A 25,753-nucleotide genomic window follows, 5' to 3' on the forward strand; every position below is an offset into this window, starting at 1 on the left:
TCGCTCCCACAGGGATCGTTGGTGAACACAAAATCTGTGTACAGCAGAGATCCAGTGTGGGAGCGAGCTTGCTCGCGATGGCGGTATGACTGTTGGGACTACTTCGGCTGAGCCACAGTCCGCAGATACGGCTTCAGGGTCTTGAAGCCATCCGGGTATTTCTTCTTCGCGTCTTCATCAGACACCGAGGTCGGGATGATTACGTCTTCACCCGGCCGCCAGTTCACTGGGGTGGCGACGGTGTGTTTGGCATTGAGTTGCAGGGAATCAAGCAGACGCAGCACTTCATCGAAATTGCGCCCGGCGCTCATTGGGTAGATCAGCATGGCCTTGACCTTCTTGTCCGGGCCGACGATGAACACCGAACGCACCGTGGCGTTGTCCACTGCCGTGCGCGCGCCGCCGCTGGCATTGGGGTGGATCATGTCGTAGAGCTTGGCCACCACCAGGTTTTCGTCGCCGATCAGCGGGTAGTTCACCGCCGTGCCCTGGGTCTCGGCGATGTCACCGACCCAACGGTTGTGGTCACTGACCGGGTCGACGCTGAGGCCCAGGACCTTGGTGTTGCGCTTGTCGAATTCCGGTTTGAGTTTGGCCAGGTAACCCAGTTCGGTGGTGCACACCGGGGTGAAATCCTTGGGATGGGAAAACAGGATGGCCCAGCCATCGCCGATCCATTGGTGAAAGTTGAGGGTGCCTTCGGTGGTGTCGGCGGTGAAATCCGGTGCTTCGTCGCCAATGCGGATAGCCATGTTCGATCTCCTTGCAGTGATGGACAGGGACGCCGTCAGGGCAGCGAATGCGCTTTCAACGGCATGGACGCGACTCAGTATAGGAGAGGTTCGGCGACTCGCCGCACGGGTTGAACACGTCGCTAGCCCACCAGCGCAATCAGTTGCTGACGCTGGGCATCGGTGAGCATCGGGCCGAAACCGGCCCGGACATTTTCCGCCATGAAGCGCGGGTTGCCGGTGCCGGGAATCACGCAGGTCACCGCCGAATGTGACAGCAGGTACTTCAGTGCCAGTTGCGGCCAACTCTTGACTCCGACTTGCGCCGCCCAGCCTGGCAGCGGCTTATCTTTCAGTTTGACCAGCAAGCCGCCACCGCCAAACGGCCGGTTGCAGATCACCGCCACTCCCCGCTCGCGGCACAACGGCAGCAGGCGTTTCTCGACGCCGCGATCATCCAGGGCGTAGTTGATCTGCAAGAAATCCACTGGCTCGGCCTTGAGTACCGCTTCCACTTCTTCATAGGCCGACGCCGTGTAATGGGTGATGCCGATGTAGCGGATGCGCCCAGCTTCCTTCCAGTGGCGCAGGGTCGGCAGGTGCGTCCGCCAGTCCAACAGGTTGTGGATCTGCATCAGGTCGATCCGGTCGGTCTGCAACAGGGCGAAGGATTGTTCCATCTGCGCGATGCCTTCTTCGCGGCCCCGGGTCCACACCTTGGTGGCCAGAAAGGCCGGCGAGCGCGGCTCATGGATCGACAGCAGTTCGCCGACGGTCTGTTCGGCGCGACCGTACATAGGCGAGCTGTCGATCAGCTTGCCCCCCTTGTCAAACAAGGCATCCAGCACTGCGGGCAAGTCCTTGTAGGCCGGTTGCGAAGGCTCGACATCGAAGCCTCGGTAAGTGCCCAACCCTACGATCGGCAAGGACTCGTTGCTGGAAGGAATGGCGCGGGTCTGCATGGTCTTGCCTCCTGTTCCCGTCGACAGCACGGGTTGTGCCCCCGCCTGACCGAACGTGAAGACTGCCGAAGCACCGGCAGCCAGCGTGAGTATTGCTCGACGGGTGTACCCCACAGGATGGCTCATAAAACGCTTCTCACCAGTCGCCAGGGTCCGGCCTGTTGCGCCGACAATACGGATAACCCGCGCCAAGGGTCGATTGACTACACTCAGAAAGCCTTGTGGCGCCAGCCATTTTCAAACCCCGAGCAGTCAATGCCGCCCACTAACGTTAGTCGAATGTCGCGCACCCTGTTGTTACTCGTCGTCATCGTCGCTGCGTTGTACCTGGCGCTGTGCGTGGCGCTGTTCGTTTTCCAGCGAGCGCTGATTTACTACCCGCAACCGCGCGCCGTCGGTACAGACGCGACGCTGCTCACCCTGCCGACTGCCGACGCACAGGTGCTGGTGTCCATCCGACCGCACAAGGGACCCAACGCGCTGATTTATTTTGGCGGCAATGCCGAAGACGTCTCGCGCAACCTGCCCGGGTTCTCCCAAGCGTTCCCTGACTACGCCCTGTATCTGCTGCATTACCGGGGTTATGGCGGGAGTTCCGGCTCGCCTTCCGAAGAGGCCATTGCCCGCGATGCCATCACGTTGTTCGACCAGGTACATGCCAGCCATCCGCATGTGGCAGTGGTCGGACGCAGCCTGGGTTCCGGGGTGGCCGTGCGCCTGGCCAGCGAGCGTCCGGCGGCGCGACTGGTGCTGATCACGCCCTACAACAGCCTCGAAGGGCTCGCCGCCCGTCAGTTCCGCTGGTTTCCGGTGCGCTGGTTGTTGAAGGACAAGTTTCAGTCCTGGCGGTACGCCGCCCGCATCACCGTGCCGACATTGTTGATCGCGGCCGAGCATGACGAGGTGATTGCGCGCTCAAGCACCGAGCGCCTGTTGAGTCACTTCACCCGTGGTGTGGCGTCATTGCAGGTCATTGCGGGGACGGGCCATAACTCGATCAGTGACAGCCCCGACTACCTCAAACGTCTGCGTGAAGGGTTGTAAAACCTGAGTGCAACGTGCCTTTCCCATGACGAAATACGACCGTTAATCCGAGAGTTCATCCACGCCCAATAAAAACATATTTTTATGCCTATATTGATATTGTCGAACATTCCCACTCTCAGAGGGTGCCGTCATGAATATCAAGATCCTGGCTTTGCTCCTGCTGGCTTTCTGTGCGCAACCGGTCTGGAGCCAGACGCCTGCCGCCTCACCTGCCGCTGCCGACAGCCCCGCGCTGACCACGCGCCTGGCCCTTCGCGACCTTTGGGTCGAACACATTTTCTGGATCAGAAACTACGCGCTGGCCAATCAATCCGCCGACCAGAAGCAAGCCAAAGTGGCGGCGGACCAGGTGGTCGACAACGCCACCAAAATCGCCAACAGCATCGCCCCGCTCTACGGCCAACCGGCAGCCGATCAGTTGCTCAAGCTGCTTGCCGGTCATTGGGGCGCGGTGAAACACTACAGCGATGCCACCGTCGCGAAAGACGCGAAAGGCAAGCAGGCTGCCGTCACCGAGTTGACCGGCAATGCCAAGGCGATTGCGGCTTTCCTGGCCACCGCCAACCCCAATCTGCCTGAAGCCACGCTGGTCAACATGTTGTCGGCCCATGGCGGTCACCACGTCGCCCAGATCGATGAATTCTCGGCACACGATTACACCGGCGAAGCCCGCACCTGGGCGATGATGCGCACGCACATCCTGGCCCTGGCCGACGCCTTGACCGGCGCGCTGGTCAAGCAATTCCCGGACAAGTTCTGATATCGCGCGAGGGCACACCATGCTGGAAGGACTGGGCCGAACACAGCAGGACCTGCTCAACGCACTGCTGCACCATGGGGGCGGCATGAGCATTGACGAGTTGGCTGAGCACCTGGCAGTCACGCGCACGGCGATCCGCCAACACCTGGCGGCGCTGGAGCGTGACGCTCTGGTGCTGCGCGGCGAAACCCGGCCGACGGGCCGCCGCCCCGAGCAGCTGTATCAGCTCACCGACCACGCGCGGGAGCAGTTCCCTCGCCATTATCAGCTACTGGCCAGCGTATTGATTGATGAAGTCGCTGCCATCATCGGCCCTGAAGCCCTGGCCTCGCTGATGCGCAGCATGGGCCGCAAACTGGCTTCGGACCGTGAACAGCAGGTCGTGGATGAAGCCAGGATCGTCCAGCACATGAACCAGGCGGGCTACGAAGCCGAGGTGTTTTTTCGCTCAGGCGGCACCCCGGAAATCGTCGCGCATAACTGCGTGTTCCATCGCCTGGCCGCTGCCCACCCGGTGGTCTGCGAGCTGGACCTGGCCTTGATTGGCGCGTTGGGAGGCGGTGAAGTCGAGCACAGCGAGTGCATGGTGCGCGGCGGGCATGTCTGTCGCTTCAGGCTGCGTCCGAGCGAAACCCCGGACGTCGCGACAGAGCCTGCTTCAGGCAATACCGATCAGCCAGCCTAGCGCTGGCGTGACAACCGTTGCTGCCGGTTTCCGACGACCTGACACCCTTCGTCGGACTCATGGCTTCGCCCGCAAATAGACAGGTGCCCGCCGTGAACCTTGTTTCAAGGCACCAGTCATAGCCCAGCGTTTTTCCCCACTTTCCTCGTTGTCATCTCATCAGAGTTGTCCGTCCATGCGCCAAACCGCCGTTGCCTTGCGCTTATCTTCGCTGTGCCTGTTTTCCCTGCTCCCCGTTTTTGCAAGCCCCGCCCACGCCGATGGGCAACGGCAACTGGTAAACGCCATCAACGACTATCGCGCCCATCCGCAACGCTGCGACCGGCGGCCGACGCAACGCTTATCACCCCTGACGCTCAAGTCGAACCTGGCCCTTCCCGTTGGCTATGGCGGTGGGTTGCGGGACCGATTAAAGGCTTCCGGCTATCAGGCCACCATGGTGCGGTCCATCCGCGTGGTGGGTGCACGGGATGCCGAAGAAGCCTTCGATATGTTCCAGGACGAGCACTGCGCCGCACTGCTCGACAATCAATACGCCGACATCGGCGTCAGCCGCGCCGGAAGTGAGTGGCAAGTGGTGCTGGCACGGCCGGTGCTCGACGGGAAAACCGGCGATCCACGCAGCGCCGCTCAGGCGTTGCTGGCGCAAGTCAACGCAGCCCGGGCCAAACCGCGACTGTGTGGTCGCCAGCGTTTCGCCGCCGCACGGCCGCTGTCCTGGAGTGCAGCCTTGGGCTCCGCAGCACAAAGCCACAGCAAGGATATGGCCTACGGCAACTATTTCGCCCACCAGGACCCCGACGGCGACATGCCCTCCGACCGCGCCAGGGCCGCTGGCTACCGTGGCCGGCAGATCGGTGAAAACATCGCCGCCGGGCAAGGTTCACCCAGCAAGGCCATGGCCGGCTGGCTCGCCAGCCCCGGGCACTGCGCCAACCTGATGAACCCGATGTTCACCCAGGTCGGCGCCGCTTACGCCGCCAACGCGCGCAGCGACAACGGTGTTTACTGGACGATGCTGTTTGGCGCGCCTTGAGCCGCTGACCGGACTCACCTTGCGGGCATTAAAAAGCCCGCACTGAGCGGGCTTTGTGGGTGAATGTAACAAGTAGGTGGCCGGTGCTGGTCTCCGGCTTACAAGGTTTATCAGGCCTCCCACAAAAGAGTCGTGAAACTGTAATGGAACTCTTCTGCTTCACACGGCATAAGGGCTGGATCCCAGCGCGGGGATCTTTCTAACCGTGTACCCTTCGGAACGCGCCCCACGTCTCCTTGCTATCCTTTTGCGCATCAGTCTGCGTCTTCACCTACAGTTTTGAGGATAGCAAAACAGACACATTTGCCAACCGGGCTTTTAGACCGATTTCGACCAGCAGAAAACATGGCAGGACGGAAAAATACTATCGATCCACGGATGACTTTACATGGATGAGTTTCACCACGGCAGTTGCCTCTGCGGCGCCGTCAAATATCGCTTGTCGACCGACCTGAAAGCCGTCACCCATTGCCATTGCAGCCAATGCCGAAAGGGCCATGGGGCTGCATTTGCAACCTATGCCAGCGCACCCGCCTCCGCGCTTGGCATCATGACCGGCGCAGATTCGCTGCAGGCCTATGAATCGTCCAGGGGTGTCACACGGCAGTTCTGTTCTCACTGCGGATCTTCACTGTTCTGGTCTGACTCGACAGGAGCGTTTTCCGAGTGGATTTCGATTGCCCTCGGTACGCTGGATACGCCGTTCCGACCAAACAAGCAAAAACATGTTTTTGTCAGCTCGAAAGCGGATTGGTACGACATCAACGATCAGCATCCACGAACGGACTGAGTGACTGGAGCGAGCTTGCTCGCGATGAGGTCAGCACATTCAACATTGATATCGACTGACCCACCGCTATCGCGAGCAAGCTCGCTCCCACAGTGATTTCGGTTGCTCGCAGATTTTGCGTACATCCACTAACCCTGTGGGAGCGAGCTTGCTCGCGATGGCGTCAAATCAGTCAACATCGATGTTGCCTGACACCCTGCATTCGCGAGCAAGCTCGCTCCCACACAGGTTGCACTTGGCAACCCGGCCACACTCATGCAGGCCGGCGCACCACCCTCACCTTGCCGCTATCGCCGCCACCGCAGAACAACCGCTCGCCACCATCGGACTCCAGCCCCGACACGCCCACGCCTTCGGGCATTTTCAGGCTCTGCAGCACTTCGCCCGTTTGCGGATCGATCCGGCGCAGTTCGCTTTCATCGCCTTCCCACGTACCGTGCCACAGCGCGCCGTCCACCCAGGTCACGCCGGTGACGAAACGGTTGGATTCGATGGTGCGCAGGATCTTGCCGTTCTCGGGGTCGATCTGGTGAATCTTGCGTTCGCGGTACTGGCCCACCCACAACGTCCCTTCGGCCCAGGTCAGCCCCGAATCGGCGCCTGCACCGGGAGCAGGAATCGTCGAGAGGATGCGACCGGTGCGGGGGTCGATCTTGTGGATGCGGTCTTCGGCGATCTGGAACAGGTGCTCCCCGTCAAACGCGGTGCCGGCATGGGCAGCGACATCGATCGAGCTCAGCAACTTGCCGCTTTCCGGGTCCAGGGCGTTGATTTTGCTGTTGCATGCGAACCAGACCTTTTCGCCGTCCCAGGTGACGCCGCACACGTGGTCGACATCGGCAAACGGGCCATATTCACGAATGATTTCAGCAGTTGCGTGTTTCATCTGGCATTCCTCGATGGGGTTGGTGCCGTTCATCCTAGCCACCGGGCAGCGGTGCCGGGAGTAACAAGGTCGTCGCGAATCCCGGCACGGGCGGCGTCATCCAGCGCCGCGCGCGACCACGGCCAAACCACTGCACCTTGCCCTGCTCCGTCAGCTTATCGAGCGCCCGTTGCACCGTGCGCTGGCTGGTACCCAGCGCCAGTGCCAGGGCGGAACTGGACCACGACTCGCCATCGGCGAGGCAGGCAAACACCGCGGCAAATTTTTCCTCGACCGGTTGCGCCAGCGTCACCACCTGCGTACACACCGGCGATTGCAGGGCATAACCGCGCGCTGTCGCGATGACGCCGGCCAACGGCTTGAGTGCTTTACGCAGCCTGCCGATTTCCACACGAAGCCGGGCGCGATGGGATTCATCCGAAAGCTTCAGACGGAACGCCCGGGCGATCAACACTTCCCGCTCAACGTCGGCAGGCCACGCCTCGGCCAACACACGGGCGAGCACGAACAGGATCGGCCGCGTCGCGAGCGACACCGACATGCCACAACCGCGCACAACGTACCGGCAGGCATCCACCACCAGTGACGTTGAACAGAACAACGCTTCAACATCATCGAGCAACAGCGGCCGTACTTCACCCTGGGCAATCAGGCGTGCCGCGGGGGCATCGAGCAGATACACAGCGTGTTGGACCTCAGCCATCAGGGCGGCAATCCCGGCTTGACCGGCAGCCTGCCCGGCCCTGTTCAACGCCTCCCGCGCCGCGTGCGATTGCAGGCGCCGAATGGCAATCCCCGCCAGCACCAGTTCATGGGTTGCCCGCAAGGCCGGTGGCAATGGGCCGGGGTCGAGTCCGGCCAGCAACTGCTGCGCCTCATCGAGCTGACCGATCAGCAGCAGACGGCGGATTTGCAGATAACGCGCATGGGCGGCATTGACCCGGTCACCGTGGTGTTCAAGGGTGACCCGCGCCGTTTCGAGCGCCTTGACCGGCCACCCGAGCTCCCGCGAAGCCAGGGCGATTTCGGCCTCAGCCACCACACAGCGCGCCCGGGCCAGCACTTCCTTGGGCGCAAAGGCCCGTTGCGCCCGCTTGACCAGCGCCCTGGCCCGCACCAGATCGCCCAGTTGCGCCATGGCGATACCGCGCAGGGCCAGGGCCGGCGCATCGTCGCGCAAGGCCACGCGGTCCAGTGCGCCCAGCGGATTGCCCGCCGCCAGCGCCTGTGCAGCTGCCGTGATCATCGAGTCCATCGTAATCCCGCCACGCTTGTCACTCCCATCATTCGATACCCGGGTTTAGTCTAAATCACGACCTTTCACCAGGAGCGTACAACGATGAACACCCACAAAACCGCGACCCGGGAACAATGGCTGGCGGCACGTCTGCAACTGCTTGAAGCGGAAAAGGCGCTGACCCGACGCAGCGATGATGTGGCCAGGCAACGCCAGGCATTGCCATGGTTTCGCCTCGACAAGACGTACCGCTTCGATACCGACAACGGCAGCGCCACCCTGGCCGAACTCTTTCAAGGGCGCTCGCAACTGCTGGTCTACCACTTCATGTTCGGCCCCGACTACACGGCCGGCTGCCCTTCCTGCTCAGCCATCGCCGATGGCTTCGACCCCGTCGTCGTCCACCTGGCGAACCACGACGTGACCCTGATGGCGATATCCCGCGCACCCTTGGCGAAACTGCAGGCCTACAAGCGCCGAATGGGCTGGACCTTCCGCTGGGCCTCGGCCGCCGATAGCGACTTCACCGCCGACTTCAATGTCTACTTCACCGAAGCGCAGCAGCGCGAAGGCTTGGTCGAATACAACTACCAGCGCGGCGGCCATGCCATGGACGCCAGCCAGATCCCGGAACCGGTGAAACAATTCGCCGCGACCTGTGGCACCGATGCGCCGACCTATACCCGCGACAGGCCGGGGTTGAGTACGTTTGTGCTGGAGGATGGCGAGATTTATCACACCTACTCCACCTACGCACGGGGCCTGGACGGATTGTGGAGCATGTACCAATGGCTCGACCGCGCGCCCAAGGGACGCAATGAAACGGGGCCTTGGTGGCGTCGGCATGATGAGTACCGGTGAGCGCCAGCGTTGTCACTGACCACCGATGAAAACGTCCGCCAGTTTGTCCATTAGCACGAGCTTGGTCTGTGAGATCCAGCGCCGGGTCGCCCATTGCTGCCATTCCTCGGCACGGTTAAGCGTGTATCGCGGCACGAAGTCGCCGAGGAAGCGGCCGAGGTTGTGCAGCGTCACTTCATGGTCGGTGTTGGCCATTTGCTCGAGCAAATCCCTCATGGCCACTTCGAATTCGGGCGGCCACTGTTCGCCGGCCAACACCTGCTCGACCGTAGAATGTCGATCAAGGCCAAGCGAATTGCACACTGGCATTGGCATTTCCCCCGGTACGGCGTTGTGGATGAGTCAACCAAAGATGCTGCACAGCTCAATGCTGCGCAACCACTTCACTTGACGAGCCCCGGAATGACGATCGCTTCCCGAGACCAATGAAAGGTGTTCGCCGAGCTCCGTCTGCCCGTGCGAATGTTGTCGGTACACCACCAGCACCGCATCGCCCACGTCGGTATTGATCAGTTCGTTCCAACTGAACAACGCGACATAGCCGTCACTGGCACGCGCCACCACATAGGCGCGTTTCCAGCCTTTAGGGTCATCACTCTTCAACCCGGCCTTGAGGACAATTTCCCGCAGCAGCACCCCGCGATAGCCCTTTTTCTGTGCTTTTTGCGCATTGCCCTCGCAGGTATTGCTGGTCAGTCGCACCCAGTCATAGCCCGGCATGGCTTGCAGGTCGGCCACGCTCAGGCACAGCGGGATCTGCACTTGCCCGACCACCTCCAGAGTCTGCTCAGCCACATTGATGGCCGGGCGTGAAAACAACACGGGTTTGGCGCTGGGGCGAACAAGGCTTTGCACAGTCGAAAAAATTGAACGCATGGCGATGCTCCTGTCGTGGTTGACCAATCACTGGGGTCCCGGACTGGGCGATGGCAGTCCGGGACCGCTCCGCCGTGCTTAAAGCAGCGGCAGGCTGTAGCTGAGGATCAGGCGATTTTCATCCAGGTCGCTGCTGGCATTGCCACGCAAGCTGGCGTTACGCCAGGAAATGCCCACCCCCTTGAGTGGACCGCTTTGCAGTGCATAGTCGATCCGTAGGTCGCGCTCCCACTCTTTGCGATCACCGACGGCGGAGTCGATGTTGTCGCCACTGAGATAAGTGACCACTGTCTTGAGCCCCGGCACGCCAAGCGCCACGAAGTCATACCCGTACTCGGCCAGCCAGGTGCGCTCACCGGCGCTGAGGAACTTGCCGATCTGCCGGTCCGTGATCAGGTACGCAGTGGCTCCGTCGCCCTGGTTGACGAACGGGAACGCGCTGTCGCCGGAGACTTGCTGGTAGCCCGCGCTAAATGCATGGCCACTCAGGCTGTAGGTGAACAGGGCACTCCAGGTGTTGTTGTCCACTTCACCGGCGTGTGTGTCGCCCGCTTTCCAGAAACCGCTGCTCTTGTAGCCCTGGGCCCGTCCGGCCGCGTTGCCGTTCTTGCCATCGGCGCTGCTGTTGAAATAGCGCAGGTCAGTCTTCAGCGCGCCGGGGCCGATGGCCATTGTGTGGATCAGGCCGAGGAAGTGCTGTTGGTAGAAATCTTCGAGGCTGCCGTAGTAGTACTGGGCGGTCAGGTCCTTGGTGATCTTGTAGTCGCCGCCGGCGAAGACGAAGGTGTCCGAGTCGGCCAGCGCGGTGCTGGCCGGAGTACCGGCGGGACGCGTCGCACCGCCGATGCGCAGATCGATATCGTCGGTGGAACTGCGGGTCTTGGTACTTTGCAGTTGGCCGGCAGTGAGGGTCAGGCCGTCAATTTCACTTGAAGTGATCTGCCCGCCTTCGAAGGTTTGCGGCAGCAGGCGACCGTCGTTGAAGTTGATCACCGGCAGCTTGGGCTGCAGGGTGCCCAGGCGTGCTTCGGTCTTGGAAATGCGCACTTTGCCGGTCACGCCGCCCTTGGAATATTCATCGACTGCATGGCCGTCACTGTCCGTGGGAAACAGCGCCCCCGGCGTGCGGTCGATACCGGCCTTGCCCACGCGACCGCCGCTGTCGAGCTTCAGCCCCATCATGGCGATAGCGTCCAGGCCAAAGCCGACGGTGCCTTGGGTGAATCCGGAGATCACGTTGAGTTGCAGCCCCTGCCCCCACTCCTTGGCCTGGCTGGTGTAGGCGGCATTACCCACCTTGCCCTGGCTTTCCCGGTTGTCCGAATTGAAATAGAAATTGCGCAGGTTCAGCGAGGCCTTGCTGTCATCGATAAAACCGGCGGCGATGGCCTGGTGGGTCAAGCCACCCAGGGTGATGGCCAGGGCCAGGGGTTGCAGCTTCATTGTGTTTACTCCGGTGCGGGTCTCTTGTTTTTTTGGTGTCCAGGGTCCGGGTTTGCCTGAGCTCTGGCGGGCGGCTTTCGCTATATATTTTTGTATACAGCGATAGGCGCAGCGAGAGCCTGGAAACAGTCTGGTCGGGCGGCATCTTTCAAGAACCTGACTCTGAAGTCAAATTAATTTCTACAGGGTATGCAATCGTGCGAGGTGGTGGCCGAGTCACCGAGCGCTACCGAGGTGTCATAAGCAAAAACTACTGCCGGCATGGTTTTCTGCGGTACACACGAGTGTTTTTTTTTCATGTGAGAGTTTGAAAAACAACCGACTTTAGTTTTCCAGGTTACGGTCAAATACTGACTCAATAATCGGGAATGTGGAGCTCGCGCAATTTACAGTCTGGAAAGTTAAAACGGGAAAGCATTTTTGTAGGAATCATCTCTCTTGAAAAAAAGAAAACTTACTTGAAATGTAGGACGAAGCTGACTTAACAAACGATCTACGTACTTTAAAATTCTTTCGTACAGAGCCTGACCTGTGTAGAAGGGCTCACATCAACTTCTGACCCCCTACATCTGCAGGATGGTACTTAGCTTGCTGCGTGGCAGTATAAATAGACCTTTGACTACATGTTGTCTTGCCATCGGTATTTATGGCTTATTAATGCAACATCAGCCTGCTCGCCGTCTACTTGGACTTACAATAAAAGTCTCGGATCGGCAAGAAACGCTCATCTGTATTTGGAGCCAAGTGTGCCAACATTACAAATCCTATGGGTATTGACGATCGATCGAATAGGAGTATCAGGGCCTCTTGATGTAAAACAGGCTTTGGGCAAGTCAGGTGCCGGTTTTCGGCACTGGCGTCGTAACAGGAAACACGGACCGCGTTCGGTGCCTAGAGCGGAAGAATCAAAAGTAGAGCATGAAGCTATATTTTTAATAATACAAAACCTATAAGTAGGCATTATATTATTACGACAAAAACTCAAATCCGCCTCGGACAATTTGTTTTGGACATAGATGATATCGTGGAAATGACTATTTCTCTCGGAATTGCTTTATTCCTTTCGCTCACGGCAAAGGGGTGCGCATCATTTATAAATGCAAAACTCGGTCGTAACATTATCCAATGCGAGCACATACAGACCGTAATTTTACCAGTTGTAATTTCAACCATAATTTATTTTATTCCAAGATTGATGGTTCTTCTAGGCTTTCATCAACCATGAAAACTCATTTCTAATATACAACAAAAAAACCTGTTGCAATGCAGTGGCAACTAGAGAAATTGTGCGTTTCAGGCACACTCCGATCCCAGTATTTACTGACGTGAATAGTAAAAATTTTTTTAACAAATGGAGGTTGAATACTACACAAATAGAACGCTGACGATCATTAACGCCTAAAAAGGAATATTTAGTCATGAGAAAGTTATCCAATATTGAAATATCTCAAGTTTCAGGCGCCAGCAATGGTAGCACTTTTGCAACTAGCGTAGGAGGTACTTTGGGTACTGCGGCAGGTGCTGCTATAGGGACTCGACTTGGGCATCCACTCGCGGGTGCGGCAATTGGGGGCGGGTTGGGAAGCATGGCAGGAGAAGGAATTTATAATGCAGGAAGAGATGCCGCTAACGCGTGGAAACCAGGTACCTTTCCAGGTGGCTTTGAGGGATCTTCTTTTTTCCCTCAGACGCCCTCTAGTACTCCCAGTTAAATAACCGGGGTTCTACTGGACGTACCTTAGTTCAGTGCGAGTACGCCCAGTAGATTTAAAATTATAACAGAGCATCGTAGCGTGATTGACCCCATGAATAGTGACACCTTGAAAAAACTTAAGCTAAGAGACCAATTATCAAAAGACCACCTTAAATTACTTTCATTAATTGAAAAAACCGTATTGGCTTACACACTGATGAGTTTAGTTTTTATTTTTATGAACATAATAGGACTAACAGAAGCATACCGAAGTAGCAACGCCATAGCCGGAACTATAGGTTATTTAGCTATGACAATCAAACTAATGTATTATGACGAAGCGCTTTCTGAATTAAGAACCCACATCGATATAAGCCAAGAAACATTGAAGAGCGCAATGCTCACCATCGATTATTCAGAAAAAAAAGATGGAGCATACTACCCAAAAAAAAGAATGTTTAGCATTTTTTACTTCTGCAAATCTGAGCTTATCATTCACACAATCAAGGATAAAAACACTATATTGACGGGACCATACACCAAGCTACTGAAGCTTTCAAATATAATAGAGCGGGATGTGTATAGCTGAGTATTAAACAAAGCACATGGTGCACAACTCCCTCTGCGAAAAAATCCTGAGCCGGCTAACAGCAATGATACCGGCTCAAATCTAACGATCAAACTTTTGACAAATTTTAATAGCAACCAAAGTATCTTTGTTACTTACCAGAAGTAAGATCAGGCCCTGAGGAAAAATCTGCGTACAGTATATGAATTGGTACATAGTGCCCGGGGGATAAGCTCAAATTCAACGCCGCCCTTAGAGTCAGCCCTTTCAAGGGCTTCGTTTAGAATCTCCTAAAACTCCAGTCAGGGTGACGAAAACGATGTGGGCAGAAGTTCTAGCGCGGTTTGAAAAAAAGACACCGGCCAGTGTCATGGCCAAGTTGATACTGGAGCAGGCTGTTCCTGCCAAATGGGTTGATCAGGTGTTTGAAGAACACCGTCAACGCCAATACCCGCGTGAGCTTTTGTTTTCGACCATCGTTGAGCTGATGTCCCTTGTTCCATTGGGTTTGCGCCCTTCCTTGCATGCCGCTGCCCGCCAGATGGATGACCTACCGGTTACCTTGGCGGCGCTCTATGACAAGGTCAGTCGCACAGAGCCTGCATTGCTGCGGGCGTTGGTCACAGGAAGCGCTGAGCGCCTGACCCCGACGATAGAGGCGTTGGGTTGTCCCGCCATTTTGCCCGGCTGGCAATTGCGCATTGTCGACGGTAACCACCTGCCTTCTACCGAAAAACGCTTGGGGGCTTTGCGGCGGGAACGAGGTGCGGCCCGGCCAGGGTTTTCAGTCGTGGTCTACGACCCGGACCTGGATCAGATCGTCGACTTGCAGCCTTGCGAGGATGCCTACGCGAGTGAACGCGTCAGCGTGCTGCCGTTGTTGGCCCGCGCCACTAAGGGCCAGCTGTGGATGGCCGATCGGCTGTATTGCACGCTGCCCGTCATGCAAGCCCGCGAAGAAACGCAGGCTTCGTTGACCCCCCTTCATCGGGATGACTCAGACAACCTTTTCGCTCAAGTCTGGGGAGAAAAGTCTATGTTGCTGGCTGCGCCTCACCACCGCATTGCATTGGGTAGTTGGTCGACTTCGCCTAACGGCGGCCTGGAAGGTTGCGACTTCGACCCGTCAAATCCGAATTTTGAGGAGTTTCCGGCAGCAAAACATGTGAGCTTTTTTGCGGTGCATTTGAAACCCGGCGATTTACTCTTTTTACCTGAAGGCTGGTTTCACCAAGTAAGGTCGTTGACTTCGTCCCTCTCGATAAACTTCTGGGTAAATTCGGTGCGTGAGAAAATCGATAGCAATTGAGCATTTCAAGCACTGGACACCATGAACCTTCCCAAGGTCAACGCCGCACCTAATCACGCCGGCGGAATCGTCGCCAGCATACCGATCAGGATGGTCAACAGCAGAAAACCACCGAGAAAAATCGTCATCTTGGCCATGGGGCCTCCCACACTATGAATTGGCGGTACAGGGGCGGCGTGTGCTGCCCGAGCGGCGTACCGAAGACTTATTGTGGGCTGGCGGCTGTATCCGTTACAGAGGCAGATTGCGCTGAAAAATACGGATCAGATCCGTTTTCAGGCTGTGCTTTCGGGGGTTTTCCCGGAAGGAGTTTGCGGGCGATGTCCACGAAAGGCGTGACGATCAACCCCGGCAGCGTCAGGTAACGCTCGTGATCCTGCTCACCGGTGCCGAAGTGAATGGCCTCGGGTGTGGACCGGGTGACGTAGAGCGTTCCGAACATCCAGTCCCACAGTGACAGATTGATGCCGAAGTTCTTGTTGAAGTGTCGTGGCGCATCGCTGTGATGAATCTGGTGTTGCGCCGGGCTGCTCAGCACCCGTTCCAGCACCGGCCCGAAGGAAAACCAGACATGGCTGTGACGCAGGTTGGCCGCCAGGCCATTGAAGATGAACACCATGTAGGTCACGCCAAACAAGGTATAGCGGCTGATCTCCCCGCCGCAGGCGTACCAGAAGACCCCGGCAAATGCGCCGACGCAGATGATATCCGTGAGCTTTTCGACCACTTCTTCCAGAAAGTGCACGCGGCTGGCCGTCGCCGGCACCAGCACGGGCGCCGAATGATGGACTTTGTGGAAGGCCCACAGATACCGCGAATGGAAAGCGCGATGGCCCCAGTAATGGCTGAAATCCTTGACCAGAAATACGCCCAGCCCATAGAGCAGGGTCAGCGCCAGGTTCTCTTCCACTTGCGTACGCGCGCCCCACAGCTGGGTGAAGAACGCGATGTAGTCCGCTGAACGCAAGACGTACGGATCGACCAGGCCGACGATGGGCAGCACCAGGGCAACCTTGAGGATGGCGAGTACGAAGTAGTAGCGGTAGTCGAGCAGCGCCGAGCGATGCAGGTACACCCGGCAGCCGCCGATGAACTGCCCGAATGAGCGCGCGTCGGTCAAGCCCCGGGATTTGCGGTAGCGGAACAGGCAATAGGCGACGCTGTAAGACATGCAGAGAAAGGCTAGACCGAGTCTGCCGTTGAAGTCGAAAATGCCCAGGAACTGCCGGGTGACCGGCTCGAATACCCACTGGGATAAATGAAGATGGATTGCGGCGAAAACATCCATGCCAGGCTGCCCGACGTAAATGGAAGGGCAATTGTAAATGAGAACGAGTCTTTAGTGTGTTGAATGATGCCCGGTTTTTATCCACCCAGCGCAATGATTGCAAGGATCAGCACGCCCCCCGTGGCGGCCATGATCACCCCACCCTGCCATTGCGTGGCGCCAGCGTATCTGGCGAGCAGCCAGCCTGCGATGAACAGCACCACGAGTCCGATCAGGTTGGACAGGCGGATGGCGAGCGCCGTCTGATCGAGCAGTATGAACGGCACCACCAACGGAAATGTCGAGCACACGACCAACAGGAAAACACCGAGGGCGCCCCTGAAGTCGCTCCAGCCGAGGCCGGCCCTGATCGGCAAGGGGGGCTGCTCGAGCAGCCGACGGCGCAACAACTCCAGGCCCTCACTGCCGGCCGCCGTCGCGAACTGCAACGGCAACACTTGCGCAACGAGCGCCTGACCGACCGCGGCGTCCGTGCCATTACGCAAGGCCATGTACAGCTTGATCCTGCGCGTGCGCTCGACCAGTGCGCGCAACAGGTACATGACCGCATCGGCCAGTCCCCAGGCGAGATTGCAGCCGAGCGCGGCAATCATCATCGTGCGTTCGGCGGCCTGGTCTGCCGTGGCCACGCTGATGGTGCCGGTGAACGTCATGGCCATCAGCAGGCCGAAGATCACCTCGGTAATGCGCTCGACAGGGTCAAGTACAGGCGCCCTCTCGAATTGAGCATTGGTTGGCATGAACTCACCTCGTCGGTCAGGTACCGGTTGTTCCGGCTGGATATCCGCATCCCCGTCAAGTGTAGATTGAACGGCTACACTCAGGCGCACACGCTATCTGCTTCAAGAGGACTGGTTCATGCTTGAATACTTCGCCCTGGGCGTACTGATATTTGTAGGACTCTTCTTGTTCTACGGGATCATCCTGCTCCACGACATCCCCTATGAAATTGCCGTCCACCGCAACCACCCTCACCAGGATGCGATCCACGCCACCGGCTGGGTCAGCCTCTTCACCTTGCACGCACTCTGGCCGTTCCTGTGGATCTGGGCGATGGCCTATCGGGAGGACCGGGGCTGGGGTTTCAGTGACGGACATTCACCCAAAAGTCATGTGGTTCACCTCGAACAACAGGTCGCCGAGCTGCAAGGCCGGATCGAGCGCCTGGAGTCAGCGATGGGTACGGCACAGAACCGTGTGCCAACGGACAATCTCGGCGAGGGCATTTGAGCCATGGATCTCTTACTCATTCTGACGTATGCCGCTCTCTGCGTAGCCATCTTCAAGATCTTCCGCATCCCCCTGAACAAATGGACGGTGCCCACGGCGGTGCTGGGCGGGATCGTGATTATCGGCACGCTGATTTTCACGATGAACTACAACCACCCCTACTCCGAGGTGGCGCGTTCCTATTTCGTATCGGTTCCAGTGATACCCGTGGTCAGCGGCCAGGTGATCGATGTATCGGTGAAGACCAACCAGCCCCTGGAAAAAGGCGATGTGCTGTTTCGCATCGACCCTGCACCTTTCGAATACCGGGTGAAATCCCTCAAGGCACAGCTGATTGCCGCCCAGGCCGATCGCGCCCGGATCACCGAGTTGATCAAGCGTAACTTCAGTACCCAACGGGAACTGGATATGGTGGTCGCTCGCAGTGACGACCTGAAGGCACAACTGGACAACGCGCAGTACGAACTCGACAACACCACCGTCCGTGCGCCGAGCAAAGGCTTCGTCACCCATGTTTCACTGCGTCCGGGCATGATGGCGACCAAGTTGCCGCTGCGCCCTTCGATGGTCTTCATTCCCGCCGAAGGGCATTACTTCTCCGCGTGGATGCGCCAGAACAGCCTGTTGCGCCTGACCGAGGGCGACGAGGCCGAGGTCGCTTTCGACGGCATTCCAGGCAAGGTTTTCGAAGGCAAGGTCAAGACCGTCGTTTCGGTCATCGCCGAAGGCCAGATCCAACCGTCGGGCACACTGATCAGCTTTACCGGTTCACCACCGGCCGGCCGGGTTCCGGTGATCATTGAGATCACCGATCCCGACTATGCCCAGTACGCCGACCAGATGCCCGGCGGCGCCTACGGCCAGGCGGCGTTGTACAGCCAGCATTTCCATCACATCGCGATGATGCGCAAAATCCTTCTGCGCATGGCGGCATGGATGAATTACATCTTTCCGTTCCACTAACCTGGCAGCATCGGCAACTGGCTCAATCCTTGACTGGGGCCAGTTGCCGGTTCAGCGAACCGGTCTGATCGCGTTATTGCAGCGACTGATCGAGCAGGCTGAGGGTCAGAGGGAGAAGGTCAGACAGTGGATCGCACCATTGTGGTACTGGAAGAATCGACAAGGAGGAGCGAAGCGGCGAGGGTCGGCGCTAAATAATCCAATACAGCAGCAGGCGAGAAGCAATCCAGTGAGACGCCTGGATCACCCCCCATGCCAGCAGGGCACACATCAACAGGTAGCCCGCAAGGAACTTGAACATCGCGTCCCTTTCCATGCAACCCTCCCGGCTTTACAGCCCTACAGGGCGTTCAATGCGAATGCGTAACCCATACTACGCCCGCTCCGCCCTTTAAGGTTTCGATTGCCAGAATGGTTTGCAGTTCCACCGGCTGGGTGATTGCACAGACTTGCCCACCGTTTTTCCAGTCATCCCATTTCCCTGTATCAAGCGGCCAGAGGCGTGTCAGTGGTTGTCCTCTATGGTATCTGTTGGAGGTAGCTCCACTCATTTCACCTTCAGACGAGGATGAATCATGCAGATGTGGATGGAGGGCAGGCGAAGAACCGGCAAGTACCTGGTTGAAGAGGTAACTACAGAGGCAACGGCGACTTCATTGTTTTTTTCTCAAGTCCAGTAACAGTCAGGATGGCGTTGGGATTTTTTCAACACAATAGACCCGAAGCGGACGTTGAGATCTGTTTGTTGTCGCTTTATGTTGTTCGTTTTCATGGAGGATTCGGACTGATGGCACGCTTGGGCTTGATACTGACACCCGGTTTTGCGGACTGGGAATACGCTTTCATTGCAGGAACCGCATCCCCGTTTTACGGGATCGACGTCAGGTTTTTCACCTCTACTACGGGGCAGTTCCGCTCGCAGGGCGGATTGGCTGTAACTGTGGATAGCAGCTTGCAACAATGCCTGGACTGGAAGCCGGACGTTGTTGTCGTCATCGGTGGAATGATCTGGGAGCGTGCAGATGCACCGGATATTCGGGACTTTCTTCATGCTAGTCGTTCAAGTGGAGCGACAATTGCCGGTATCTGTGGGGGGACGCTGGCACTTGCGAGGGCCGGGCTTCTCGACACGGTTCCTCATACTTCGAACAGCGCTGACTTTTTACAACAGAATGCCGCAGGTTATGACGGGGCCACGCTTTATCGAAGCAGTCAAGTAGCGGTGGTTGCCGACCGCATCATAACTGCTCCAGGTCCTGCACCCGTTAGCTTTACCTGCGCAGTGTTCGAAGCTGCCGGGTTATCTTCAGAGATCATTTCGCAGTTCAGGTCAATGTTGGCAGCGGAACACGGGTGACCGCTTCGTCCTAAAAAAACAGCCGATCAGGTGATGTGTTCGAGGTCCGCTCCTGGCCGGTTTCTGCCCCTCACGGACGGCCGCTATGGTTGCGATAGCGTTCGGTCAAGGACTGCACGAGGGTGACGTAGGATTGCGTCTCGGCGTAGGGAGGCACCCCGTTGTACTGGACCACGGACGCTTCGCCGGCGTTGTAACCTGCCAACGCCAGCATCTGGTTGCCGTTGAAGCGCTTGAGCAGCCAGGCCAGGTAGCGCACGCCGCCACGAATGTTCTGTCGTGCATCGAACGGATCGTCCACGGCGAAGCGTTCGGCGGTGGCGGGCATCAACTGCATCAGCCCCTGGGCGCCGGCTTCGGAAATGACGTTGGGGCGAAACGCCGATTCGGCATGTATCACTGCGCGGACCAGCGCCCTGTCGACACCATAATGACCCGAAGCGGCTTCGATCTCCCGCCGATAGGAATGGGTGTCCAGGCGCAGTGAGGCGACCTTGAAATCCTTCGGCGCCATGCACAGATAGCAGCCCTTGATGTAATAGAGCTCAAGGACATCGACCCGTGCGGAGATCCCGACGGGGCGCCGGCTCACATATTGACGATTACCCTTGTGGATGAAAGTCCACACCCGGATCCGTACCGCGCCTGGGGTGTCGTCCCGCACAACCCGTGGCAGCGCCATTGCCTTGGCGCCGACACCGGCGCCCGCCATGCCATTGAGGCGAGTGCAGCGGGCGCTGGCGATGGCCTGGCTGGTGTAGCTGATGGTTCCGTCCCTGGCTTGGCACTTGAACATGGCGCTGGCGCACAGTGGAGTGACCAGCACGGCCAGCTCGATGCAGCCAAGAAAGCTCTTGCGAGCCCATCGCCATGCTCTGGAACTCATCACATCGCTCCGCACCGCAGGCGCCGATCAGGCCTGGGGCGCCCGGACCGGGCGCTGCCTTTGGAGGGCCTATTCTGGGTGACCCGCCTTTTGTTCTGATAGTTATACCCCTTGTAACCGGTCTTGGAACTTGCGTTGACGTACGGGCTGCCGACGTTCCCAGGCGAGACGCAGGTCTGATTGCTCGCACGACGCGTCGGGCCGGGGCGGGACAGGCCCAAGCCACTGGATCTGATGTTTCGAATATCTGCCGTAAATTTTTTACGCTTTCTTTACGACTGCTGTTTGCGCCCTCAAAGATACTGGCCGCGACTTTTTAGATCGTCCATGCGCCTTGAGGCTTCAGTGGCCCAGGCACATCGTTTTGCCCAAGGATGGCATGCATTTCCTCCCCGTAATTCGAGAGAAGCGACCCTTGAGTGAAACAGCAATCGGAGCACATGAAAACTCGCAATCCAAAGCGTCAGGAGTGGGCTTGCTCGTCGCCGCGGTCGGAGTGGTTTACGGGGACATTGGCACCAGCCCCCTCTACACGCTGAAAGAAGTATTTTCTGGCCACTACGGAGTTCAGGCCAACCACGACGGCGTGCTGGGTATTCTGTCGTTGGTCTTCTGGTCACTGATTTGGGTCGTCTCGATCAAATATGTGCTGTTCATCCTGCGTGCCGACAACCAGGGTGAAGGCGGCATCATGGCGTTGACGGCTTTGGCTCGCCGCGCAGCCGCCCCTTATCCGCGAATGAGTAAAATACTCGTTCTGCTTGGCCTGTTTGGTGCGGCACTTTTTTACGGGGACAGCATGATCACCCCGGCTATTTCGGTGCTCTCTGCGGTTGAAGGGTTACAGCTGGCGTTTGACGGAATTGAACACTGGGTCGTGCCTTTGTCAGTGATCGTGCTGGTGGCGCTGTTCTTGATACAGAAACACGGCACGGCTCGCATCGGCATTCTGTTCGGCCCAGTGATGGTGCTGTGGTTTGTCGTGCTGGGTGCGCTGGGGGTCTATGGCATTTTACAGCGGCCGGAAGTGCTGCAAGCGCTCAATCCATACTGGGGAGCGCATTTTTTCATCGCTCATCCGGAAATCGGTGTGGCCATTCTTGGTGCAGTGGTACTCGCGCTGACGGGCGCCGAAGCACTGTATGCAGACATGGGGCACTTCGGTCGCAAACCCATTGCCCGCGCCTGGTTCATTTTGGTATTGCCAGGACTGGTACTCAATTATTTTGGCCAAGGTGCCTTGATCCTGGAAAACCCCGAGGCGGTGCGCAATCCATTTTATTTGCTCGCGCCGGGCTGGGCACTGCTGCCGATGGTCGCACTCTCTACACTGGCGACCATCATCGCTTCTCAAGCCGTGATCTCCGGCGCATTTTCCCTGACACACCAGGCCATCCAGCTTGGGTATGTCCCTCGCATGTTTATCCAGCATACCTCCAGCCAGGAGCAGGGACAGATTTACATCGGTACCGTTAACTGGGCGTTGATGGTCGGTGTTGTGCTGCTGGTACTTGGTTTCGAGTCGTCCAGTGCTTTGGCCGCCGCTTATGGGGTCGCTGTAACGGGCACCATGCTGATCACCACCATCCTGTCCTCGGCCGTCGTCCTGCTGCTATGGAAAACCCCGCGCTGGTTGGCCGTTCCGATGCTGCTCGGTTTTCTGCTGGTAGACAGCCTGTACTTCGCGGCCAATGCTCCGAAGATCTTCCAGGGCGGTGCGTTCCCGGTGATTGCTGGCATTGGTCTGTTCATTTTGATGACCACCTGGAAACGTGGCCGCAAGATCATTGTTGAACGGCTGGACGAAACCGCGCTGCCGCTACCACTGTTTATCGGTAGCATCCGCACGCAGCCCCCTCATCGGGTACAGGGTACGGCGGTATTTCTGACAGCCAGGTCCGATGCCGTTCCGCATGCGCTGCTGCACAACCTGCTGCATAACCAGGTTTTGCATGAGCAAGTGGTATTGCTTACGGTGGTGTCTGAAGACAGCCCTCGTGTGAGTGCTGATCGACGGTTTGAGGTTGAAGCGTATGGCGAAGGGTTCTTCCGGGTCAGCCTGCACTTTGGCTTTATCGAGGAGCCCGATGTCCCCTTGGCGTTGAGTCTCTGTCACTTGGCCGAGCTGGACTTCAGCCCGATGCGCACCACCTATTTCCTGAGCCGGGAAACGGTGATCCCGACCAAGCGCATCGGTATGGCCCGTTGGCGAGAAAGCCTTTTCGCCTTTTTACTCAAGAACGCCAACAGCAACCTCAAGTACTTCAAGTTGCCGTTGAATCGGGTGATAGAACTGGGCACACAGGTGGAGATGTAAGGAACTGGCAAGATCGCACTGGCGGTCTTGTTTGTTCGGCAGCAATCGACCCATTCCCGAAAAGCAACAATCGGCCAAAAGCACTCTCTGACGACGAACCCTGCCCTTGCGCAGTAGTCAAAGCAAGTGACGGCATCGCCACTCGCTATCACCGTCCTCACAAAGAGGGGGCCTGATGAATCTTTTTGCCACATGTAAGGGTGTGTGTGTTCCTCTGGCTCTGTGCATGGCTGTGCTCCTGGCATTTGTGGTTTCCTGCAGTACATTGCCCAGGATAGTGCCCGATATGGCTCGCGCGCCCTCTGCGCCAGTGCAGCTCGACGGGGTACACGGGCCTCTGTCAGCCGAGCGCAGCAAGGCCATTCTCGATCGACTCGAGTCCACCGGCGCAGAGACCGACATCTTCGACGTGCACCTCGCAATCGAAGAGTCCATCGTCGGCAGCCCGCTGACGGAAGGAAACAAGGTCGACTTGCTGCAGGACGGCCCCACCACCTACCAGTCGATGATCAAAGCCGTGGAAGCAGCGCGCGACCACATCAACATGGAGACCTACATCCTCGACGATGATGAAGTCGGCCAGCGCTTCGCCACCGCGCTGATCGCTCGGCAACGGCAAGGCGTACAGGTCAATCTGATCCGTGACAGCGTCGGAACCCTTAAAACATCATCAGCGTTTTTCTCTCAATTGACCGACGCGGGCGTCAAGGTGCTGGAGTACAACCCAGTCAATCCGGTGACGGCCAAAGCGGGCTGGGACGTGAACCAGCGCGACCACCGAAAGCTGCTGATCGTGGACGGCCGTATTGCCTTTCTCGGCGGGATCAACATCAGCAGCGTCTATTCGGGGAGCTCGTTCAATTCTTACTCGAAGACTCGCCCAAATGGTGATTTGCCCTGGCGCGATACCGACTTGCGCATCGAGGGGCCTGTGGTTGCGGAACTCCAGAAGCTGTTCATCGGAACCTGGGCTACCCAGAAAGGCGAACCACTCGCAGCTCGCCACTACTTTCCGCCGCCCGAGCGCAAAGGCACCGAGGTGGTGCGGGCCATCGGAAGCTCGCCAAATGAGCCGTTCAGCCTGATCTATGCCACGCTGATTTCGGCGCTGCGTAGCGCGCAATCCGAGATATGGCTGACTAACGCCTACTTTATTCCCGACCCGCAGTTGCTGGCGGCACTCAAGGAGGCTGCAGCACGTGGCGTCGACGTCAAGCTGGTGCTGCCCAGCAGCACCGATTCGTGGCTGGTGTTCCATGCTGGACGCGCCTACTACAGCGAGCTGCTGAAAGCCAACGTCAAGCTTTACGAACGCAAAGACGCGCTACTCCACGTCAAGACAGCAGTAATCGATGGCGTGTGGTCGACTGTCGGCTCCACCAACCTCGACTGGCGTAGCTTCCTGCATAACGATGAAGTCAACGTTGTTGTGCTGGGCGCCGGGTTTGGAAAAAAAATGCAGGCGGCATTCCTGGCCGATCTCGCCAAGTCGAACGAAATCAAGATGGAAAAGTGGCAGAGCCGCTCGCTCGGTGTGAAAGCCAAGGAGCAGATGGCGCGCCTTTGGGAGTACTGGCTCTGAGTTGAGTGGCGTGTCACCGGGATGTGCTGTTCTGCACCCTGATGGGTATGTCGCTAACCCATGCCCAAGAAGCAGCGTAAACTTTTGCCAGCGACCTTGCCCCCCGTGAAACTGAAATCTACGACCCGACCGCTACGGCAGGCTGCTGACGCACCTGATTGCGCCCGTTGCGCTTGGCCTGGTACAGCGCGTCGTCTGCGCGGGTCACCAGGCTTTCCGGTGTATCGCCGGGTTGTGCATGGGCCACGCCGAACGAGGCGGTGATGGTGTCCAGCACCGTGTCGGTGCCCCGGGCCTTGACCCGCAGCGACTGGATTTTCAAACGCAGGCGCTCGGCAAAAGCGCCCGCGGCGGCCAGGTCCGGACAATCCTTGAGCACCACGCAAAACTCCTCGCCGCCATAACGTGCCGCGAACGCTTCGCCAGGCAGCGAATCACGCAGCACCCGGGCGACATGCTGAAGCACGCGGTCGCCCAAGGGGTGGCCGTACTGGTCGTTGAATTGCTTGAAGTGGTCGATATCCAGCATGACCAGCGCCACGCCCGTCGCCACGTTGCTCAAGGCCTGTTCAAGCTGGCGGTTGAAGGTGGTGCGGTTGAGCAATTCGGTGAGGCCATCGAGGGTCGCGGCCAGTTGGGCGCGCTCCAGCTTGTCACGCAGGCTTTTGATTTCATGCTGTGCCGATTGCAACTGGGCGAGGAAGTGTTCCTGCTGCCCCTGCATCAGCCGGGTGCTCTGTTGCAGTTGGGTCAGGATGCTCGGCAAGCGCTCGCTGGCGGGTTCTTCGAGCATCTGCAGGTATTGGCCGAGGCTGGCCTGGAAATCCTGGTTACCCTTCACGCTACGCGATACATCGCGCTCCATGTCGTCGACCAGATTGATCGCGTCCTGCTGCCCGGAGCGGGCGTCCGCCAGTTCATCGCGGATGATGTACTCGCGAAACAGCTTGGCGGCCGACTCCGGCGGGAAGTAGTCGAAGTCGTTGACCACCCGGTCCAGGTGCCGATTGAGCTCCGGCTCCTGGCCCTTGCTGTAGGTGTACCAGAGCGCGTAGTGCACCGGGTTGGGCGGAATGTTGTGACGAACCATCAGCGGCACTGCCTGCTTGAGCAATGCCGCCGCCTCGCGGGAGTCTTCTGGATACAGCGCTAGAACAGTCGCACGCGTGTCTGATTGGCTCATGGTTTCACTGTGATTGTTATCATTGGCGTTTGGCAAACTTGCTGAGCATAGCCATACGCCCGG

General features: G+C 58.2%; 24 protein-coding genes. 13 read left to right on the forward strand and 11 right to left on the reverse strand.

Annotated elements, in window-relative coordinates:
* Window positions 1-98: 98 nt before the first annotated feature.
* Together AC1RDQ_RS00590 and AC1RDQ_RS00595 are read right to left on the reverse strand one after the other, a co-directional pair.
* Window positions 99-752, reverse strand: a complete 654-nt coding sequence (locus tag AC1RDQ_RS00590) for a peroxiredoxin (RefSeq protein WP_056727305.1) — start codon at window positions 750-752, stop codon at window positions 99-101.
* 122 nt (window positions 753-874) lie between these two features.
* Window positions 875-1,819: an aldo/keto reductase gene (locus tag AC1RDQ_RS00595; RefSeq protein ID WP_492585895.1), complete on the reverse strand. Its 945-nt coding sequence runs from the start codon at window positions 1,817-1,819 to the stop codon at window positions 875-877.
* 129 nt (window positions 1,820-1,948) lie between these two features.
* Here AC1RDQ_RS00595 and AC1RDQ_RS00600 point away from each other — a divergent pair, with 129 nt between their 5' ends.
* The 5 genes from AC1RDQ_RS00600 to AC1RDQ_RS00620 all read left to right on the forward strand — a co-directional run bounded on the left by AC1RDQ_RS00600 (window position 1,949) and on the right by AC1RDQ_RS00620 (window position 6,011).
* Window positions 1,949-2,737: an alpha/beta hydrolase gene (locus tag AC1RDQ_RS00600; protein WP_492585897.1), complete on the forward strand. Its 789-nt coding sequence runs from the start codon at window positions 1,949-1,951 to the stop codon at window positions 2,735-2,737.
* 133 nt (window positions 2,738-2,870) lie between these two features.
* A complete protein-coding gene (locus AC1RDQ_RS00605) occupies window positions 2,871-3,500 on the forward strand; it encodes a hypothetical protein (protein WP_150814595.1) in 630 nt (209 codons plus the stop codon).
* Window positions 3,501-3,519: 19 nt separating this feature from the next.
* Window positions 3,520-4,185 (forward strand): helix-turn-helix transcriptional regulator, encoded by a 666-nt coding sequence (locus AC1RDQ_RS00610; protein ID WP_223502976.1) that lies wholly within the window; start codon window positions 3,520-3,522, stop codon window positions 4,183-4,185.
* A 175-nt stretch (window positions 4,186-4,360) separates the two neighbouring features.
* Window positions 4,361-5,221: a CAP domain-containing protein gene (locus tag AC1RDQ_RS00615; protein ID WP_492585899.1), complete on the forward strand. Its 861-nt coding sequence runs from the start codon at window positions 4,361-4,363 to the stop codon at window positions 5,219-5,221.
* A 388-nt stretch (window positions 5,222-5,609) separates the two neighbouring features.
* Window positions 5,610-6,011, forward strand: coding sequence for a GFA family protein (locus AC1RDQ_RS00620; protein ID WP_492585901.1), 402 nt, complete (start codon window positions 5,610-5,612; stop codon window positions 6,009-6,011).
* A 253-nt stretch (window positions 6,012-6,264) separates the two neighbouring features.
* Here the strand turns inward: AC1RDQ_RS00620 and AC1RDQ_RS00625 are convergent, their stop codons facing one another.
* Together AC1RDQ_RS00625 and AC1RDQ_RS00630 are read right to left on the reverse strand one after the other, a co-directional pair.
* Entirely contained in the window at window positions 6,265-6,897 is a 633-nt protein-coding gene (locus AC1RDQ_RS00625) for a Vgb family protein (protein ID WP_090457930.1), read from the reverse strand.
* 34 nt (window positions 6,898-6,931) lie between these two features.
* Window positions 6,932-8,152: a helix-turn-helix domain-containing protein gene (locus AC1RDQ_RS00630; protein ID WP_090456209.1), complete on the reverse strand. Its 1,221-nt coding sequence runs from the start codon at window positions 8,150-8,152 to the stop codon at window positions 6,932-6,934.
* An 84-nt stretch (window positions 8,153-8,236) separates the two neighbouring features.
* On the opposite strand from AC1RDQ_RS00630, the gene AC1RDQ_RS00635 reads away from it, so the two are divergent.
* Window positions 8,237-8,995, forward strand: a complete 759-nt coding sequence (locus AC1RDQ_RS00635) for a DUF899 domain-containing protein (protein WP_492585903.1) — start codon at window positions 8,237-8,239, stop codon at window positions 8,993-8,995.
* Between the two features lie 12 nt (window positions 8,996-9,007).
* On the opposite strand, the gene AC1RDQ_RS00640 is transcribed toward AC1RDQ_RS00635, so the two are convergent.
* The 3 genes from AC1RDQ_RS00640 to AC1RDQ_RS00650 form a co-directional block, all read right to left on the reverse strand.
* Entirely contained in the window at window positions 9,008-9,304 is a 297-nt protein-coding gene (locus AC1RDQ_RS00640) for a hypothetical protein (RefSeq protein ID WP_090456212.1), read from the reverse strand.
* A gap of 33 nt (window positions 9,305-9,337) precedes the next feature.
* A complete protein-coding gene (locus tag AC1RDQ_RS00645) occupies window positions 9,338-9,871 on the reverse strand; it encodes a molybdopterin-dependent oxidoreductase (protein WP_349736776.1) in 534 nt (177 codons plus the stop codon).
* A 78-nt stretch (window positions 9,872-9,949) separates the two neighbouring features.
* Entirely contained in the window at window positions 9,950-11,314 is a 1,365-nt protein-coding gene (locus AC1RDQ_RS00650; protein ID WP_492585905.1) for an OprD family porin, read from the reverse strand.
* A 1,805-nt stretch (window positions 11,315-13,119) separates the two neighbouring features.
* On the opposite strand from AC1RDQ_RS00650, the gene AC1RDQ_RS00655 reads away from it, so the two are divergent.
* Window positions 13,120-13,596 (forward strand): hypothetical protein, encoded by a 477-nt coding sequence (locus tag AC1RDQ_RS00655; RefSeq protein ID WP_492585907.1) that lies wholly within the window; start codon window positions 13,120-13,122, stop codon window positions 13,594-13,596.
* A 349-nt stretch (window positions 13,597-13,945) separates the two neighbouring features.
* A complete protein-coding gene (locus AC1RDQ_RS00660; protein ID WP_492586390.1) occupies window positions 13,946-14,884 on the forward strand; it encodes a cupin-like domain-containing protein in 939 nt (312 codons plus the stop codon).
* A gap of 205 nt (window positions 14,885-15,089) precedes the next feature.
* Here the strand turns inward: AC1RDQ_RS00660 and AC1RDQ_RS00665 are convergent, their stop codons facing one another.
* Both AC1RDQ_RS00665 and AC1RDQ_RS00670 read right to left on the reverse strand, forming a co-directional pair.
* Complete coding sequence (locus tag AC1RDQ_RS00665; RefSeq protein WP_492585909.1) at window positions 15,090-16,172, reverse strand: sterol desaturase family protein; 1,083 nt, start codon at window positions 16,170-16,172, stop codon at window positions 15,090-15,092.
* A 77-nt stretch (window positions 16,173-16,249) separates the two neighbouring features.
* Window positions 16,250-16,912, reverse strand: coding sequence for a VIT1/CCC1 transporter family protein (locus AC1RDQ_RS00670; protein WP_090456219.1), 663 nt, complete (start codon window positions 16,910-16,912; stop codon window positions 16,250-16,252).
* A gap of 118 nt (window positions 16,913-17,030) precedes the next feature.
* Between AC1RDQ_RS00670 and AC1RDQ_RS00675 the strand changes: the two genes are divergently transcribed.
* The 3 genes from AC1RDQ_RS00675 to AC1RDQ_RS00685 all read left to right on the forward strand — a co-directional run bounded on the left by AC1RDQ_RS00675 (window position 17,031) and on the right by AC1RDQ_RS00685 (window position 19,722).
* The gene (locus tag AC1RDQ_RS00675; protein WP_090456221.1) at window positions 17,031-17,402 is read left to right on the forward strand and encodes a DUF3302 domain-containing protein; all 372 of its coding nucleotides are present in this window, start codon (window positions 17,031-17,033) and stop codon (window positions 17,400-17,402) included.
* A 3-nt stretch (window positions 17,403-17,405) separates the two neighbouring features.
* Window positions 17,406-18,365 (forward strand): HlyD family secretion protein, encoded by a 960-nt coding sequence (locus tag AC1RDQ_RS00680; protein WP_150814616.1) that lies wholly within the window; start codon window positions 17,406-17,408, stop codon window positions 18,363-18,365.
* Between the two features lie 787 nt (window positions 18,366-19,152).
* Entirely contained in the window at window positions 19,153-19,722 is a 570-nt protein-coding gene (locus AC1RDQ_RS00685; protein WP_159390200.1) for a DJ-1/PfpI family protein, read from the forward strand.
* A 70-nt stretch (window positions 19,723-19,792) separates the two neighbouring features.
* On the opposite strand, the gene AC1RDQ_RS00690 is transcribed toward AC1RDQ_RS00685, so the two are convergent.
* A complete protein-coding gene (locus AC1RDQ_RS00690) occupies window positions 19,793-20,608 on the reverse strand; it encodes a lytic transglycosylase domain-containing protein (protein WP_492585911.1) in 816 nt (271 codons plus the stop codon).
* A 415-nt stretch (window positions 20,609-21,023) separates the two neighbouring features.
* On the opposite strand from AC1RDQ_RS00690, the gene AC1RDQ_RS00695 reads away from it, so the two are divergent.
* Window positions 21,024-22,925, forward strand: a complete 1,902-nt coding sequence (locus tag AC1RDQ_RS00695) for a potassium transporter Kup (RefSeq protein ID WP_492585913.1) — start codon at window positions 21,024-21,026, stop codon at window positions 22,923-22,925.
* 286 nt (window positions 22,926-23,211) lie between these two features.
* The gene (gene cls, locus AC1RDQ_RS00700; RefSeq protein WP_223503007.1) at window positions 23,212-24,507 is read left to right on the forward strand and encodes a cardiolipin synthase; all 1,296 of its coding nucleotides are present in this window, start codon (window positions 23,212-23,214) and stop codon (window positions 24,505-24,507) included.
* Window positions 24,508-24,625: 118 nt separating this feature from the next.
* On the opposite strand, the gene AC1RDQ_RS00705 is transcribed toward cls, so the two are convergent.
* Complete coding sequence (locus AC1RDQ_RS00705) at window positions 24,626-25,690, reverse strand: GGDEF domain-containing protein (protein ID WP_492585915.1); 1,065 nt, start codon at window positions 25,688-25,690, stop codon at window positions 24,626-24,628.
* Between the last annotated feature and the right edge of the window lie 63 nt (window positions 25,691-25,753).

The organism is Pseudomonas sp. GW823-FHT02E01 (assembly GCF_058797535.1).

What these genes read in the sequence shown, in the direction of transcription:
- cls (WP_223503007.1), top strand. Translation starts at nt 23,212, where the DNA reads ATGGCTCGCGCGCCCTCTGCGCCAGTGCAGCTCGACGGGGTACACGGG.
- AC1RDQ_RS00655 (WP_492585907.1), top strand. Translation starts at nt 13,120, where the DNA reads ATGAATAGTGACACCTTGAAAAAACTTAAGCTAAGAGACCAATTATCA.
- AC1RDQ_RS00690 (WP_492585911.1), bottom strand. Translation starts at nt 20,608, where the DNA reads ATGAGTTCCAGAGCATGGCGATGGGCTCGCAAGAGCTTTCTTGGCTGC.
- AC1RDQ_RS00705 (WP_492585915.1), bottom strand. Translation starts at nt 25,690, where the DNA reads ATGAGCCAATCAGACACGCGTGCGACTGTTCTAGCGCTGTATCCAGAA.
- AC1RDQ_RS00635 (WP_492585903.1), top strand. Translation starts at nt 8,237, where the DNA reads ATGAACACCCACAAAACCGCGACCCGGGAACAATGGCTGGCGGCACGT.
- AC1RDQ_RS00675 (WP_090456221.1), top strand. Translation starts at nt 17,031, where the DNA reads ATGCTTGAATACTTCGCCCTGGGCGTACTGATATTTGTAGGACTCTTC.
- AC1RDQ_RS00590 (WP_056727305.1), bottom strand. Translation starts at nt 752, where the DNA reads ATGGCTATCCGCATTGGCGACGAAGCACCGGATTTCACCGCCGACACC.
- AC1RDQ_RS00685 (WP_159390200.1), top strand. Translation starts at nt 19,153, where the DNA reads ATGGCACGCTTGGGCTTGATACTGACACCCGGTTTTGCGGACTGGGAA.
- AC1RDQ_RS00595 (WP_492585895.1), bottom strand. Translation starts at nt 1,819, where the DNA reads ATGAGCCATCCTGTGGGGTACACCCGTCGAGCAATACTCACGCTGGCT.
- AC1RDQ_RS00650 (WP_492585905.1), bottom strand. Translation starts at nt 11,314, where the DNA reads ATGAAGCTGCAACCCCTGGCCCTGGCCATCACCCTGGGTGGCTTGACC.
- AC1RDQ_RS00630 (WP_090456209.1), bottom strand. Translation starts at nt 8,152, where the DNA reads ATGGACTCGATGATCACGGCAGCTGCACAGGCGCTGGCGGCGGGCAAT.
- AC1RDQ_RS00670 (WP_090456219.1), bottom strand. Translation starts at nt 16,912, where the DNA reads ATGCCAACCAATGCTCAATTCGAGAGGGCGCCTGTACTTGACCCTGTC.
- AC1RDQ_RS00600 (WP_492585897.1), top strand. Translation starts at nt 1,949, where the DNA reads ATGCCGCCCACTAACGTTAGTCGAATGTCGCGCACCCTGTTGTTACTC.
- AC1RDQ_RS00645 (WP_349736776.1), bottom strand. Translation starts at nt 9,871, where the DNA reads ATGCGTTCAATTTTTTCGACTGTGCAAAGCCTTGTTCGCCCCAGCGCC.
- AC1RDQ_RS00610 (WP_223502976.1), top strand. Translation starts at nt 3,520, where the DNA reads ATGCTGGAAGGACTGGGCCGAACACAGCAGGACCTGCTCAACGCACTG.
- AC1RDQ_RS00620 (WP_492585901.1), top strand. Translation starts at nt 5,610, where the DNA reads ATGGATGAGTTTCACCACGGCAGTTGCCTCTGCGGCGCCGTCAAATAT.
- AC1RDQ_RS00605 (WP_150814595.1), top strand. Translation starts at nt 2,871, where the DNA reads ATGAATATCAAGATCCTGGCTTTGCTCCTGCTGGCTTTCTGTGCGCAA.
- AC1RDQ_RS00615 (WP_492585899.1), top strand. Translation starts at nt 4,361, where the DNA reads ATGCGCCAAACCGCCGTTGCCTTGCGCTTATCTTCGCTGTGCCTGTTT.
- AC1RDQ_RS00665 (WP_492585909.1), bottom strand. Translation starts at nt 16,172, where the DNA reads ATGGATGTTTTCGCCGCAATCCATCTTCATTTATCCCAGTGGGTATTC.
- AC1RDQ_RS00625 (WP_090457930.1), bottom strand. Translation starts at nt 6,897, where the DNA reads ATGAAACACGCAACTGCTGAAATCATTCGTGAATATGGCCCGTTTGCC.
- AC1RDQ_RS00640 (WP_090456212.1), bottom strand. Translation starts at nt 9,304, where the DNA reads ATGCCAGTGTGCAATTCGCTTGGCCTTGATCGACATTCTACGGTCGAG.
- AC1RDQ_RS00680 (WP_150814616.1), top strand. Translation starts at nt 17,406, where the DNA reads ATGGATCTCTTACTCATTCTGACGTATGCCGCTCTCTGCGTAGCCATC.
- AC1RDQ_RS00660 (WP_492586390.1), top strand. Translation starts at nt 13,946, where the DNA reads ATGGCCAAGTTGATACTGGAGCAGGCTGTTCCTGCCAAATGGGTTGAT.